9 protein-coding genes are annotated in these 13,992 nt (G+C 31.6%); 5 read left to right on the top strand and 4 right to left on the bottom strand.

Translation table 11 applies throughout. The features are described 5' to 3' along the window. Positions 1 to 27: 27 nt before the first annotated feature. Genes HCO57_RS02110 through HCO57_RS02095 form a run of 4 tightly spaced genes read right to left on the bottom strand, consistent with a single transcriptional unit; the run spans position 28 to position 6,203 of the window. Positions 28 to 2,379 carry a GumC family protein gene (locus HCO57_RS02110; RefSeq protein ID WP_167987634.1) on the bottom strand — a complete coding sequence of 784 codons (2,352 nt, stop codon included), beginning with the start codon at positions 2,377 to 2,379 and terminating at the stop codon, positions 28 to 30. A 4-nt stretch (positions 2,380 to 2,383) separates the two neighbouring features. Next, entirely contained in the window at positions 2,384 to 3,151 is a 768-nt protein-coding gene (locus HCO57_RS02105; protein WP_167987633.1) for a polysaccharide biosynthesis/export family protein, read from the bottom strand. 20 nt (positions 3,152 to 3,171) lie between these two features. Next, entirely contained in the window at positions 3,172 to 5,115 is a 1,944-nt protein-coding gene (locus HCO57_RS02100; RefSeq protein WP_167987632.1) for a polysaccharide biosynthesis protein, read from the bottom strand. Beyond that, positions 5,112 to 6,203 carry an aminotransferase class I/II-fold pyridoxal phosphate-dependent enzyme gene (locus HCO57_RS02095; protein ID WP_167988109.1) on the bottom strand — a complete coding sequence of 364 codons (1,092 nt, stop codon included), beginning with the start codon at positions 6,201 to 6,203 and terminating at the stop codon, positions 5,112 to 5,114. Before HCO57_RS02095 ends, HCO57_RS02100 begins: the two co-directional genes overlap by 4 nt. Positions 6,204 to 6,466: 263 nt before the next feature. On the opposite strand from HCO57_RS02095, the gene HCO57_RS02090 reads away from it, so the two are divergent. The 5 genes from HCO57_RS02090 to murJ all read left to right on the top strand — a co-directional run bounded on the left by HCO57_RS02090 (position 6,467) and on the right by murJ (position 13,989). Beyond that, positions 6,467 to 7,864 carry a nucleotide sugar dehydrogenase gene (locus HCO57_RS02090; RefSeq protein WP_167987631.1) on the top strand — a complete coding sequence of 466 codons (1,398 nt, stop codon included), beginning with the start codon at positions 6,467 to 6,469 and terminating at the stop codon, positions 7,862 to 7,864. After that, a complete protein-coding gene (locus HCO57_RS02085) occupies positions 7,861 to 8,877 on the top strand; it encodes an NAD-dependent epimerase (RefSeq protein ID WP_167987630.1) in 1,017 nt (338 codons plus the stop codon). The genes HCO57_RS02090 and HCO57_RS02085 overlap by 4 nt, the downstream gene beginning before the upstream one ends. Before the next feature lie 555 nt (positions 8,878 to 9,432). Beyond that, positions 9,433 to 11,463 carry a hypothetical protein gene (locus HCO57_RS02080; protein ID WP_167987629.1) on the top strand — a complete coding sequence of 677 codons (2,031 nt, stop codon included), beginning with the start codon at positions 9,433 to 9,435 and terminating at the stop codon, positions 11,461 to 11,463. Between the two features lie 100 nt (positions 11,464 to 11,563). After that, positions 11,564 to 12,664 (top strand): glycosyltransferase family 4 protein, encoded by a 1,101-nt coding sequence (locus HCO57_RS02075; protein ID WP_167987628.1) that lies wholly within the window; start codon positions 11,564 to 11,566, stop codon positions 12,662 to 12,664. Continuing rightward, the gene (murJ, locus tag HCO57_RS02070) at positions 12,664 to 13,989 is read left to right on the top strand and encodes a murein biosynthesis integral membrane protein MurJ (RefSeq protein WP_167987627.1); all 1,326 of its coding nucleotides are present in this window, start codon (positions 12,664 to 12,666) and stop codon (positions 13,987 to 13,989) included. Before HCO57_RS02075 ends, murJ begins: the two co-directional genes overlap by 1 nt. Positions 13,990 to 13,992 lie beyond the last annotated feature (3 nt).

Here is a 13,992-nt window from a genome sequence, read left to right as displayed (position 1 = left end):
GGTTTAAAAATTATTAATTTAACGTCTTTACCAGAATTTGTACCAGGGCTTAGTGTTTGCTCCATAACCATAGCCATACTTCCCTGCATAACCTAAATTAGCCTCTTTCACATCATTAACAACAAACATTAGTCCATTAATTTTCCCTTCTTCTTTGAGCTTGATAGGGAATTGTATAGTATCTTTTTCTGTGATTCCAGACCTTACAACATAGATAAAATTCTCTGTAAGTCTTGCCAAATGCAATGTATCTGACACCAACATTAAAGGAGCAGTATCTACAATTACATAATCATAAGCATATGCGGTTTCTTCTAACAAACGTTCCATTCTAGAGTTCATCAGAAGTTCTGTCGGATTAGGTGGCACCTTACCAGAAAAAACCACATCTAACTTGGAATCTTTTATTAATAAAGAAGAAATAACATCTCTAATATCTAATTGTTCGTCACTCAAAAAGTCTGTTAATCCATAAGCTTTATTTCCTCCTCCAGATTTTAAGCTTGCTGTAGACCTTAGCTCAAGTACTTCTTCAAACTTTGGATTTCTTATATCTGCTCCAATTAATAGCACTCTTTTATTGGTATTCGCCATTGTCAATGCAAGATTCAAAGACAAAAATGTTTTTCCTTCTCCGGATATACCAGAAGAGATAAAAATCAAGTTGTTATTCCCTTTTTTTGATTTTAAAATATAATCTAGATTTGCTCTGATAATTCTCAAAGATTCAGCCAAAACTGATCTATCACTTTTGCTGACTAATTTTTCACCAGATTTAGTTATTCTAGGCAATTCACCTATTATAGGAATATTGTTTACTAAGCCTTCTAACTTGTTCATGTTCTCTACTTTATTTGAAAGTAGATTCTTGGTATAAATAAACCCAAATGGCAACAACAAGCCCATAATTCCAAAAGCTAAAAATATTATTTTCTTTTTTGGAGCTACTGGTATATTACTGTAATATGCGCTCTCTACAACTTTGGACTTTGGCGCTGTAGATGCAACTGCAATTTGCGACTCTTCTCTTTTTTGCAATAGATAAAGGTAAAGTGATTCTGTTGTTTGTTGTCTTCTGGTAATATCTCTTAGTGCTCGCTCATTTTTGGGAGCTGAGTAAATTTTTGAATTTATAATAGCCTGTTGTCCGCTCAAAGTATTTACCTGCATACCCAAGTTATTAACTGTGCTATTTAAACTTGCTTGCATTGTTCTTTTTAAACCTTGCAATTGTTGGTCTAAGTTAACAATAACAGGGTTTTTCTCGTTAGAGCTTTTTAATAATCTTTGGCGCTCTTGAACCAACTGATTGTACTGTTGGGTTGTATTAGCAATAGTTGCATCTGACAAACCCAGGTTTGCTGGTAAAACTTCAAAATTATTTTGTTGATCCACTAAAGACTTCATAGAGCTTGCTATGTTCAACTGCGTCTGTGCGCTAGCTAACTCTTGCCTGTTTGATGCTCCAACATTCAAATTAATATTTGCTTCTGAAGATATATCAGTAACTCCCCTACCAGTTTTAAAATCTTCTGCACTTTGATCAACATCTGATAAGTTTGTAGAAATATCAGTAATTCTAGCATTAATAAACTCAGATGTCTTATCCGCTATCTCTTGTTTATCTTTGATAGCATTATTATTATAAGTTAAAATTAATTCATTAAGAATATCTTGCGCCTTTTCTCTTACTGGATCTTCCAAACTAAGAGTGATTATATTTGAATATTCCCTTGGAACCCCTAATTTTATTTTCTTTTTATAGTTTTCTGCAACTAAGTTAACAGGCTTAAAAGAAACTTTATATTCATTCTTCTTTACAGCATCAAAATCTGAAATATTAGGAGTTACAACAATATCACCGATAGCGGTTGCTAATTTTTCACCAAAAGCATGTGTTTTAAAAGCTTGCCCCTCCTCCAAGGCATATTCAAACTTTGTTTTATTCTTAAAGTGAAAAAAGAATTCTAATTGTGATTTAGAGACAATTGAATCTGGGGCAACCAAATTTAAATTAATTGGCGGGTCTTTATATAATTCAGTATTTCTAATATTTCCTAGTGATTGTATTACTGTATTTAACTTCAGTTTTTCTACAACCGCAATTAAATTAGACCTTGATGCTATTATTTCTATTTCATCCTCTACCTTATTCTTTGAGCCAGAAAAAATATCTAACTCTTTGAACAAATCTAATCCACCAGAACCTTGCTCATCTACAATCTGCACTTTAGCTTGCGCTTTGTATTTTGGTGTTGTATACCGAATTACAAAAAAACCTAAGGTTATAAATAACAAAAGTGACAGAACAAACCAGTACCAATTTTTTAAGTATGGTCTTAGTTCTTCCTTAAGAGCATTTTTTCCAATGGAAGTCATATGTTTAGTTTGATCTAGTTAAAATTAATACTGTTGAAGTTATTAATAATGATGCAACGGATACGTATAAACTTGCTCTTTGATCCAAATTAGAAGATGTTATTGCAGATTTATTTGGCTCAACATATACCACATCATTTTGTGTCAAATAATAAACTGGGGAATTCATTAAATTTTTGTCTCGTAAGTCCACTTTATTATACACTTTAGTACCATCAAAATCTCGGATTACCATAATGTTATCCCTTCTTCCTTTAATTCTTAAATCACCGGCCATACCAAGAGCCTCTAACAATGTTATGCGTTCCCCCTCCACGGGATATGTCCCTGGCCTATTTACCTCACCTAAAACGGTTATAGTAAAGTTATTTAATCTAATGTTAATGATAGGATCTTTTAAGTAGTCTTTCAATTTATCCCGTAAAAGTAGTCTTACCTCTTCTGGGGACAGACCTGCAATTTTCAGCTTGCCTATCACTGGAAAATCTATTTCTCCTTGTTTATCTATGAGGTAGTCAACGGGCTCAGGTCTCACGCCTCCCTCTGCAGCTCCTCTGTATAAATTAAATGGTGCACTAGCCTCGGCATTTAAGGTAGACACATGAATACTAATCAAATCATCCACTTTAAATTTAGGAGAGAAACTATCTTCATTTACGAGCGTTTCAAAATTCTTAGAATTTTGAAAGTATACAATATTCTCTTTGGTAGCGCAAGAAGTGGCCAAAATAATTACCATTGCTATGGCAACGTAGTTAAGATAATTTTTCATCCTTAAAGGGTTAAATAGTGTTAGTTATTGCTAGAAATTAATGAATTCTTAGAAGTTGTTTTATTTGGTGTTTCAATTTTTTTGTCAAATTTACAAAGTTCAGAGTTATTAGAAATATATTCTGGAACAATCTCTTTCATCAATTGTATAGACTCGGAGCCTTTAAAGAAAATGTTAGAAATACACAGTTCATCTATTTTAGATTTTACCCACTTAAAATCTAATTCTCTTGCCTTACTTATCATTATTTTTTTATGATACGTAGGCAGCGTATTTTCCCCATTAGCTAACAGTTCTTCATAAAGCTTTTCGCCAGGCCTTAATCCAGTAATTTTTATATCTATATCTTCTGGATAATTTAAGCCGGAAAGCTTAATCATATTTTTAGCCAAATCAAAAATCTTTACAGACTCACCCATATCGAAAATAAATATTTCACCTCCTTTACCCATAGCGCCTGCTTCCAAAACTAGCTGAGATGCTTCTGGTATTGTCATGAAAAATCTAGTAATGTCTTTATGCGTAACTGTTAAAGGACCTCCCTTTTCAATTTGTTTTTTAAATAACGGAATTACCGAACCATTAGAACCTAGCACATTACCAAATCTTGTTGTAATAAACTTAGTTTTACCTTGATGCTGACATGCGCTAATATACATTTCTGCAATGCGTTTTGTTGCCCCCATAACGTTGGTGGGATTTACAGCCTTATCTGTGGAGACAAATACAAACTTTTCAACATTATTCGCTATTGCCAAATCTGCCAAATTTTTTGTTCCAGCCACATTTATTTTAATAGCTTCATATGAATTGTATTCCATTAATGGCACATGCTTATAGGCAGCTGCATGAAACAAGACATTGGGTTTATATTCTTGAAATAATAATTGTAATCTATTTTTATCTCTAATATCTGCGACTATTGGCACAAAATTATGATGACCGTTTTGTTTAAGTTCTTGTTGCAAATCATATAAAGCTGACTCTGCTTGATCTACCACTATTAGTGCCCGATAATCATAATGTGCTATTTGGCGTACAATTTCACTTCCAATTGAACCAGCTCCCCCTGTGACCATGATTACCTTATCATTTAACTCTTTAGAAACCTTTGATTTTTTTATTTCTATTGGAACTCTATTTAACAAATCTTCGATTTGAACTTTTTTAATTTGAGAAACCTTCAATTCTCCATTAATCCAGTCCTGAACTGGGGGTATTATTTTAACTTGCACCGAATAATCCACCAAGCTCTCTACTAATAATCTTAGAATATTATTATCTATTTTGTGAATTGCTACAATTATTTCAGTAACACCTCTAGATTCCAAAAAAGATTGACTTATATCCTTGCGATGAAAAACGTTTACACCATTAATACTTTTATTTACTTTTTTATAGTCATCATCTATAAACCCCACTACTCTAACTTGACTAGAAACATGATTGGAAATAGCATTATAGGTTATAATTCCTGACTCTCCAGCTCCGTAAATTAAAATATTCTTATAAGAAGATATTTTGTTAACCACATTGTGAAAGAAATGCTTAAAAACGTAACGAGCGGCAGTTAGTGCAAGAAATGCTACTAGACTATGTATTATAATTATAGATAGTGGAATTGTAAAATCTGACATTAAATCCATTTCTCTTACAAAAACCACTAGAAAAATGGTTAGAATACTACTCAGACATATGGCATTGAAGATATTATACACATCTTTAATTCCAGTATGCCTCACAAATCCTCTGTAAGATCCTGTTATTAAAAAACCAATTGCACCCATTACAATTACTAAAGGCAGTTGGATTATTAGATTTTCAACTTCAAAATCAAAAGTGAGATTAAATCTGATGATGTAAGCACAAACAAAAGCAAAACCAACTATTAGAGAATCTACAGCTAAGACCATCCATTGAGAAGCGTACTTTTTACTAAAAAGATTTAAATAGTTTCGTATCATTGGTGTAGGTTATTTTTAATGATATTGGTTATTCTTATTAAGTCTTCTCTGTTAAGATTAGAACCACTTGGAAGACAAAGACCTTTCTTAAATAATTCTGAAGATACCCCATTTAAATAATTAGGTGATTTTTTAAAAACTGGTTGTTCATGCATAGGTTTCCATAACGGTCTAGACTCAATATTTTCTTTTAAGAGAGCAATCCTAATTTTCTCTCTAACTTCAAAATTGGGCAGCACGATACAACTTAACCATCTATTAGAACGTAAACCCTTTGGTTCATCTAAAAAATTGACTTGCTTGCTATCACTTAACTCTTTAACGTAAAAATCATAATTAGCTCTTCTGGCAGCCACTCTTTCTGGCAAGACCTCCATTTGCCCTCTCCCTATACCTGCTAATACATTACTCATTCTATAGTTATGTCCAATCTCTGAATGTTGATAGTGCGGGGCTTCATCTCTTGCTTGGCAAGCAATAAAAACAGCTTTTTCTTTAATTTCCTTAGAATCAGTAATTAATGCTCCTCCCCCAGATGTAGTTATTATTTTATTACCGTTAAAAGATAAAACTCCTAAAGACGTCAAGGTTCCACATTTTTTTCCTTTATATGTACTTCCTAATGCTTCTGCACTGTCCTCTAATACAGGTATGTTATATTTATTAGCAACCGCATTTATTTCATCTGCCATAAACGGCATACCATACAAATCAACAGCAATAATAGCTTTTGGAGTCTTACCAGATTTAATTCTTTCCTTAATACAATCTTCTAAAAGTTCTGGATCTAAATTCCATGTAGAATTCTCGCTATCAACAAAGATTGGTATTGCCCCTAAATATGTAATTGGATTAGCAGAAGCAGAAAAAGTAAAACTCTGGCAAATAACTTCATCACCAGCGCCAACCCCTAAAATTTTTAATCCTAAATGAATAGCAGCCGTACCTGAACTTAACACTGCAACCCTCTTGGATTCCCCTAAAAATTCTTCTATTGAATCTTCAAATCCAGTTAAATTAGGCCCCAAAGGGGCTATCCAATTAGTTTTAAATGCTTCTGCAACATAATTTTCTTCATTGCCTCCCATGTGTGGAGAAGACAACCATATTTTAGTATTAGCGCTCAATCTGTTTGGGGTTTAAGTTGATACATCAAAAATATATGATGCCAGTAAACTCTTAGCACAATTATCGGTAAGGAATCTAATATTTCGATTAACGACCCTTATTAAGTATCAAAATTAGAACAATTTAGTCAGGTTATACTTTAATCGGTTTTTTTTTTCTTTTGCCACAATTAATTCCTTATTTCATGGTTTTGTATAATATTTGTAACCAAACAAAACAATTCATGAAAAAAATACAGAACATTTGTTGTATTGGCGCTGGATACGTTGGTGGACCTACCATGTCCGTAATTGCTAAAATGTGCCCAGAAATTAAAGTTACTGTTGTAGACTTAAACCAAAAAAGAATTGACCTTTGGAATCATGAAGATTTAGACAAACTACCTATCTACGAACCTGGACTTAAAGAAGTTGTGGCAGAAGCAAGAGGTAGAAATCTATTTTTTTCAACTGAAATTGATAAAGCCATTGATGAAGCTGAAATCATATTCATATCTGTAAACACGCCTACCAAAACTTACGGTAAAGGTAAAGGACAAGCTGCTGACTTAAAATATATAGAACTTTGTGCAAGAAATATAGCTAAAGTCGCAAAATCAGATAAAATAGTTGTAGAAAAATCTACCCTACCTGTAAGAACGGCTGAGGCTATCAAAAGTATTTTAGACAACACAGGCAACGGAGTTAAATTTGAAATACTATCTAATCCAGAATTCTTAGCAGAAGGTACAGCCATTGAAGATTTAATAAATGCTGATCGCGTTTTAATTGGTGGAGATGAAACTCCGTCAGGAATTGAAGCCAGAAATACCTTAAGTTGGGTTTATGAACATTGGTTACCTAAAGAGCAAATTTTACAGACAAACGTTTGGTCCTCAGAATTATCCAAATTAGTGGCAAACGCATTTTTAGCTCAGCGTGTATCTTCTATTAACTCTATCTCCGCATTATGTGAAAAAACAGATGCTAACGTGGCAGAGGTTTCTAGAGCAATTGGCTTTGACAGTAGAATAGGATCAAAATTTCTCAACGCTTCTGTTGGTTTTGGAGGATCTTGTTTTCAAAAAGATATTTTAAATCTAGTATACATTGCTAAGTCTTTTGGATTACCAGAAGTTGCAGATTATTGGGAACAGGTAATTCTAATGAATGATTACCAAAAAAGAAGATTTGCAGAAAACATTATCAGCACACTTTATAATACCGTTTCTGGTAAGAAAATTGCATTTTACGGTTGGGCATTTAAAAAAGATACTAATGACACAAGAGAATCTGCAGCCATTTACGTTGCAGATGCCTTATTAGAAGAAAAGGCAGAATTGGTCATTTATGATCCTAAGGTAAATGCAGAAACAATCTATGCAGATTTAGACTATCTAGGAACAAGAACCGAAGAAGAAAACCGTAAATTAGTTACCGTAGTTAATGACCCAATGCAAGCGGCAGCAAATGCCCATGCTATAGCAATTTTAACAGAGTGGGATGAATTTAAAAACTACGATTGGAAAACTGTTTACGATAAAATGTTAAAACCTGCCTTCTTATTTGACGGTAGAAGAATCCTAGACGCCACTAAAATGCAAGAAACAGGGTTTAAGTTTTATAAAATAGGTGAAGCGTGAAAATATTAGTAACAGGTGCAGCGGGCTTTATAGGCTATCATTTAAGTAAAAAGTTAATAGCCTCTGGACATATTGTTGTGGGTCTCGATAACGTAAATGATTATTACAATCCACAACTTAAGTTTGATAGATTAAAAGAACTAGGTATTGAACAATTAGAAGCAGAAGCTTATAATAATTGCACTACTAGTACACTACATAACAACCTGTTTAAATTTATAAGACTTAATTTAGAAGACCGCGAAGCTTTACCAAAACTTTTTGAACAAGAGAATTTTGATCAGGTCTGTAATTTAGCTGCACAAGCTGGGGTCAGATATAGTATAGAAAATCCAGAATCTTATGTAGACAGCAATATTGTTGGTTTTCTAAATATTTTAGAATGTTGCAGACATCATAAAATAGAGCATTTGGTGTACGCTAGCAGTTCTAGCGTTTACGGTCTAAATGACAAAATACCTTTTGATGTTGATGACAGGGTAGATAACCCTATTAGTCTCTATGCGGCAAGTAAGAAAAGTAATGAGCTAATGGCGCACACCTATAGCCATTTATACGGTTTTAAAACTACCGGGCTTCGCTTTTTTACCGTATACGGTCCTTGGGGAAGACCAGATATGGCTTTATTTTTATTTACAGATGCCATTTTAAATAATAAACCTATAAAAGTCTTTAATAACGGTAAAATGGAAAGGGATTTCACCTACATTGATGACATTGTAGAAGGTATATTTAGAGTATTACAAAAACCAATAGATAAGAACAGTAGTAATTACCAACTGTATAATATTGGTAACAATAACGCAGTGAAACTAATGGACTTTATAGAAGCCATAGAAAAGCATACAGGTAAAATTGCGGAAAAAAACTTACTGCCCATGCAACCAGGAGATGTTTATAAAACATGGGCTAATGTAGATGCCTTAATCCAAGACTATGATTATGCACCTAACACCTCCTTAGACAAGGGCGTTATGGCTTTTGTTGAGTGGTATAAAAATTATTATAAGTAACAACCTTTTAACAAGAAAGCCGTTTAAATAACGGCTTTCTTGTTAAAATATAATGATTTTCAATTCCACAGAATATTTAATTTTTCTGTTAGTTTATATGCTTTAATCTACCAGGATTATATTAATAGTTATATTGTAAATCTTCCACGAAATAATATATTTTAAAGTCTTTAATTTTCAGTTTTTTATTAAACTATATTCTAATATTTAGTGGAAAAAATCCTAAACATTCTAATATCCTGTGGTTAAATCTCAGCCTATTATCTAACCTTGTATGTTCAAAAATTTTAAAAATAGTATTGAAAATTTTAGTTTTAATAGGCAATTAATTAAGTAGGTATACAGCTATATACATGCATACATAATTTATTAAGCATTAAATTAATTTTACCTGTTATAATCCAATTGAATCTTTAACAAACGTTAAAAATTAAAGCATTTCATCGAAACATTTGTGCTCTTTACCGAATTATCTTAACTCAATTAATAAATTAGCGTCCCAAAGCTATGTAACCAAGTTTAATTAATTAATAAAAAGCTTAATCTACACCCCAAATGCAAATTAAAGCCCCTAAATTAAAACGGATGTATTTGTTTATATCTGCCTTGGTTTTACTGTCTTGCAGTGAAGACCCCGATGAACTTTTACTAGCAGTATTAGAAGAAGAAGAAGAAGAAATTGTTCAAATTACAGATACGGATCTTGAAAATGAAAATAATACGGAAAACAAACAGGAAGAATCCAACTCAAACATTAGAGGTGAAATTTCTTTATTCCCAGTTGATGATGTTTATATAGAAGGTGACGTAGTCAAAAATTCTGATTTGATACGTGTTGAACCAGATAACAGAGTGGCATACCTTAAATACGATTTAAGTATTATTCCTGATAGTATTTTAAGCGTAAACTTAAAATTTAAAATAGATTCAGATGAAGGAAATGGGCTTATTGAAGTGTACTCTTCTGAAAAAGATGGATGGACAGAAGAAAATTTAAAAGATGACAACCAATTTGTAACAAAAGAATTACTTGGTAGTATTTCTGACACATACGTCAAAGATTCAAATTATCAAATCGAATTACCAATTGAGAAGTTTAGTAATAGTGAAACCACTATTGTTTTAAAACAAATAAATGGTAATGACGTTGCTTTTTCTTCTAAAGAAAAATCTAAAGAAAATTCAATACAATTAGAAGTAACATATCATAAAAATGAAGGTGATGGTGATTTGTCACAACCAAATGACAATGATGCCATTAGTGAAGATATAGAAGAAGAAACTAGTGATGTTATTGAATCTGAGACAATTGAAAACTTGGGTGAATTATTAGCTTTTCCTGGTGCAGAAGGATTTGGCAAAAATACTACTGGAGGTAGAGGTGGTGAAATAATTCACGTAACTAATTTGGACAATGACGGTGAAGGTAGTTTAAGACATGCAATGGAAAGGATTCAAGGTAATAGGACTATCGTGTTTGATGTGAGTGGGATTATAAATATAAGTGAACCCTTAAAGATACGACATGGATACGGAAATGTTACTATTGCTGGCCAAACAGCACCTGGTAATGGGATAACAATTAAAGGTTCAAGCGTTTGGATTCATGATTCCAATGTCATTATAAGATATTTAAAAATTAGGCCTGGATACCACGCATTTAATCCGGGTGCAGGAAACGAATCGAGTTCTAACTACGAACCAGATGATGGATTGAGAATTGTTGCATGGAATGGTTCAGAAATTAACAATGTAATTATTGATCATTGTTCAATCTCATGGGCTAGAGATGAAATTTTAGAAATAGGTACTGGCAACTCTGGCTATGTAAATAACGTAACAATTCAAAATTCTATTTTATCCGAAAATATTGATAAAGGATATGGTGTTTTACTGTATAAAAATGTATCCAATATTTCCTTTGTAAAAAATGTAGTTGCACATTGCAACTCCAGAAATATTGCCATTAATTCGAAAGATGCAAAAATAGAAATGGTAAATAATATTTTTTATGGGTTACAAAGAGGAACATGGATTGCTTATGGAAATGAGGTAGACATAATTAATAATGAATATATAACTGGGCCAAATAACTCCAGGTCTTTAGAAACTTTAAGACTTGAAACGGGCATAGGTACAGATATTTTCAAAACAAAAATTTATGTTGATGGAAATATCGATGATAACAGAGATATTTCCATCCAACCATTGGCTAAATCTAAATTATTTAATTATGCTTTAAACGTAACTTCATTGAATATCCTTGGTGCAGGGTCAATTCGCAATTCATTATTACCAAATGTTGGTTCTTCTATAAATAGGGACAATATCGATAAAAGAATTGTAAATGATATTATAAATAAAACTGGAGGTCTCATTACTAATGAATCTAGCGTTGGTGGATACGATTTATCTTCTGTAGAAACTAGACCGTCAAATTACGATACAGACTTGGACGGTATTCCTGATAGTTTTGAAGAACAACTAAATTTAGACAAAAATAACTCTTATGATGCTAATGAAGATATGAACGGGGATGGATATACTAATTTAGAACATTTCTTCTACTTGCTTACAAAACATTAATATACTTTCAGTAAAAGAAAAAAGGGATCATTAGCAAATGGTCCCTTTTTTTATACTACTTTTTTTTAAAAATCGTTAAGAGAAAATAATCCAATATTAAATGAAGAAAAATATTGCTTTTATAATAAGTTCAATGACACCTGGTGGAGCAGAAAGGGTAGTATCCATTCTAGCGAACAACCTAACTTATAAATACAATGTCTTTTTATATAGTTTAGACAACAAGCAAAGCTTTTATAAGCTAAATAAAAACGTTAAATATATCAATCTATTAAAAGATGGATTACAGCAAAGTAATTCAATTATGACTGCTATTTTTAATAATAGAAAAATTATTCAAAATATTACTAAACAATTAAACAAAGATAAGATAGATGTATGTGTAAGTTTTATGACTGAAACAAACATACTATCTATTATTGCGAGTAAATTTTGTAAAATACCAATAATTATTAGTGAGAGAAACAATCCCTTTGAAGAAGCTAAGAAATTGAATAAATTCTGGAAAATACTTAAACGTTTTGTTTATCCCTGGTGTAATTTCTTAGTAGTACAAACTGTTGATATTAAAAATTTTTATCTAAAAAAAATAGAAAATTCAAAGCTAATTATAATTCAGAACCCTCTAAATCCTGAATTTAATGAAGAATTAGTAAATAAAAGAGAAAAGACAATTCTTACCGTTGGACGCCTAACACCACAAAAAAATCAAGAATTTTTATTAAGAGTATTTGCTAAAATAAATAATTTAAACTGGAGACTTGTAATTATAGGTTCAGGTGAACTTTTAAATTCGCTTAAAGAATTATCCAAAAAATTAAATATAGAGAATAATGTTTTATTCCTTGGTAAAAAAAAGAATGTAGAAGATTATTATACTAAAGCGGGTATCTTCGCTTTTAGTTCGCATTATGAGGGTTTTCCAAATGCTCTGGCTGAAGCCCTTTATTTCAAATTACCTTGCATTAGCTTTAATTGTCCTACAGGACCCTCGGAATTAATAAAAGAAAATGTCAATGGTTATTTAATTGAAATGGGAGATTTTGACGGATACTATAATAAACTTAAACATATGATGGAAAATCCCGAGACCTGCAATAGATTATCTGAGGCGTCAAGGAAGTCAGTCGAGCACCTTAATGTAATAAATATCACAAAAAAGTGGACTAACATCATAGAAAATGCCTCTACCATAAGATAATGAAAGTTTCTATTCTTAAACTGTTTAAAAAGAACTTTTCTAATAAGGTTTTAAGGAATTTTGCCTACGTAAGTCTTGTCACCTTATTAATTAGTAGTATAGGATTTTTAAAGGAGACAATGGTAGCTGCGAATTTTGGGCTATCGTTAGAATTAGACTCATTTTTTATTGCACTTCTAATTCCAGGTATAATTAATACCGTATTTCTAGGTTCTTTCAATAGTGTATTCATACCAAATTATATAATCGAATTGAAAAGTAACAATTCGATAAAATCCTTTCAGACGTACAGCTTATTAATCACCTTATCATTAGCCATCGTTTTTTCAATAATAACCTTTTTAACAATTGATTTCTACTTAAATATTTTATTTCCAAATAAATCAAATGCATTTTATTCATCTGTACAAAATCAAACATTAATTTTATTACCCTGTATCCCTTTATGGGGTACAAGTTCAATTCTTAATGGAATTTTAAATGCTCATGAAGAATATAGATGGAGCTCGTTTAACTCTATTTTCACACCAGTATCGATAATCATTGGTGTTTCATATTTTAGTAATTCTACAGATTTTGTTCTTGCATACTCAACCCTAGTGGGAGCTGCCTTCAGTGCAACTTATTTATTAATAATTTCTAAATATAAAAAGTCATTAAATCTTGGCAGACCTGATTCAATTTCTCCAAACTTAATTTTGACAATAAAACAAATACCAGTTAAAATCAGCTCAAGTATTTTAACTTCATTAAACAATGTCGTCGACCAATTCTTTGCAGCCCAATTAATTGTTGGTTCTGTAGCAGCCTTAAACTATGGAATGAAAATTCCTGCATTTGCAACCTCTTTACTAGTTATGGCTATTAATAGTGTCCTTCTACCATATTTTTCAAAGCAAGTTTTAAAAGATAAAATTGTAGCCTATGAGAAATTGCTTGTAAATTTGAAGTGGACTTTCCTAATTGTAATGATTTTATCAACTATTGCTATAATTTTATCCCCATTTATAATAGAAGTTCTTTTTGAAAGAAATAAATTTTCAAAAGAAGATTCAATTGTTGTTTCTTATATTCAACAAATATTCTTAGCCTTCTTGCCATTCAAAATCTGTGGAATGTTAATGGTTAATTTTGCAACAAGTATCAACAAAAATTCCTTTCTGGCATTTGTCTCTTTAATAGCATTAATTTTAAATGTTGCATTAGATTACATATTTATTAAGTATTTCGGTATTTATGGAATAGCAATTTGTACTACCATTGTAATTATTATCAAAAGTCTTTTAATCTATTTATACATAAAAAAACTACACAAAAATATTTAGCAA

This window comes from Croceivirga sp. JEA036 (assembly GCF_011882165.1).
In the GTDB taxonomy this organism is placed as follows: Bacteria; Bacteroidota; Bacteroidia; order Flavobacteriales; family Flavobacteriaceae; genus Croceivirga.
Note: the sequence above shows the minus strand (reverse complement) of the source record. Positions and strands in the feature narration are given on the sequence as shown.